General features: G+C 63.8%; 1 protein-coding gene and 1 tRNA gene. One reads left to right on the top strand and one right to left on the bottom strand.

The genetic code is table 11. The annotated features are described in order from the left end of the window. Positions 1-71: 71 nt before the first annotated feature. On the top strand, positions 72-1073 hold the full coding sequence (locus tag NW858_RS02765; RefSeq protein WP_414519690.1) for a glycosyltransferase family 9 protein: 1002 nt from the start codon (positions 72-74) through the stop codon (positions 1071-1073). A gap of 3 nt (positions 1074-1076) precedes the next feature. On the opposite strand, the gene NW858_RS02760 is transcribed toward NW858_RS02765, so the two are convergent. Continuing rightward, positions 1077-1157: transfer RNA gene (locus NW858_RS02760), tRNA-Leu, on the bottom strand. Positions 1158-1283: the final 126 nt, after the last annotated feature.

Below are 1283 nucleotides of genomic sequence, written 5' to 3'. Positions count from 1 at the left end.
CCCCATCTGAGCTAGAGTAAACGCGGGCCAGGGAACCGGTAGGCTGGATACAGCTATCGACAGGATGCTTTATGGAGATGGCTTTTCGAGACGCGGCTTTGGCCCCCCGCATTTTGGCTTTGGTGCCGGGGGGGATTGGCGACCAGATTTTGTTTTTTCCCACCTTGGCCAGTTTGCGGCAGCGCTATCCAGAGGCGGAGCTGGCGGTGCTGGTGGAGCCGCGGGCGGCGGCGGCCTATGAGGTTTGCCCCTCGGTCAATCGGGTGCTGACCTTCCCGTTCAAGCAGCAGCTCTCGTTGGCAGACCTCAGCGACCTGCTGGGGCGGATTCGGGAGCGGCCGTACGACGCGGTGCTGAGCCTGGGCCGAAGCTTGGGGGTGAAGCTGCTGCTCTGGCTGACCGGGATCCCCAAGCGGGTGGGCTATGCGCCGCCGGGGCCAGGCCGGCCTTGGCTCACCGACCCGGTGCCCCTGAAGCCGGCCCAATATGCCGCCAACATGTACCACGACCTGGTGCAGGGGTTTGGCATTGTGGCGCCGGCGGGCTTGCCTCAGATTCGCCTCAAAAAAACAGACCTGGAGTGGGCGGAGCAAGAGCGCCGGCGCCTGCTGGGGGACGCCGCCCAAGACTATGTGCTGTTGCATCCGGGGGCCAGCCAACTGTCGCAGGAGAAGGGCATTCAGAAGCTCTATCCCCCTGAGAAGTGGGTGAAGGTGGTCAGGGGCTTTCGGGAGAAGCGGCCGGAGCTGCCCTTGGTGCTGGTGTTGGGGCCAGAGGATGAGCAGTTGGCAAAAGGGTTTTTGTCGCAACTGCCGGATCTGGCGGTGAGCCGCCCTGCCCAGCTGGGGCAACTGGCGGCCTTGATTGGTGGGGCAACGCTGCTGTTGTGTGTGGATAGCGCTCCCATGCATCTGGGGGTGGCGACGCAGACGCCGCTGCTGGCGCTGTTTGGGCCGACTGAACCGGAACGGCTGCTGCCGGCTGAAGGGCCGTTTCGGTTCCTCAAGGCGGCCAATGGGGCGATGGAGTCGATTGTGCCGGAGCAGATTCTGCAGGTGATCTTTCCTGGTTAGGGATGCGGACGAAGGGACTTGAACCCTTACGCCTTGCGGCACTAGATCCTAAGTCTAGCGCGTCTGCCGTTCCGCCACGTCCGCTGTTGTCCCTCATGCTAACCCGGCAACCGGGCAACGGCGACCTGCAGGTCATCGGTAGCGTCCAAAACCACCCAGCCTTGCCCCACCGTCTGGTGCCACAACTCAAAGTGCAAGTGGGGCCCCGTC

It is taken from the genome of Synechococcus sp. H55.10 (genome assembly GCF_047502715.1).
Classification (GTDB): Bacteria; Cyanobacteriota; Cyanobacteriia; order Thermostichales; family Thermostichaceae; genus Thermostichus.
Note: the sequence above shows the minus strand (reverse complement) of the source record. Positions and strands in the feature narration are given on the sequence as shown.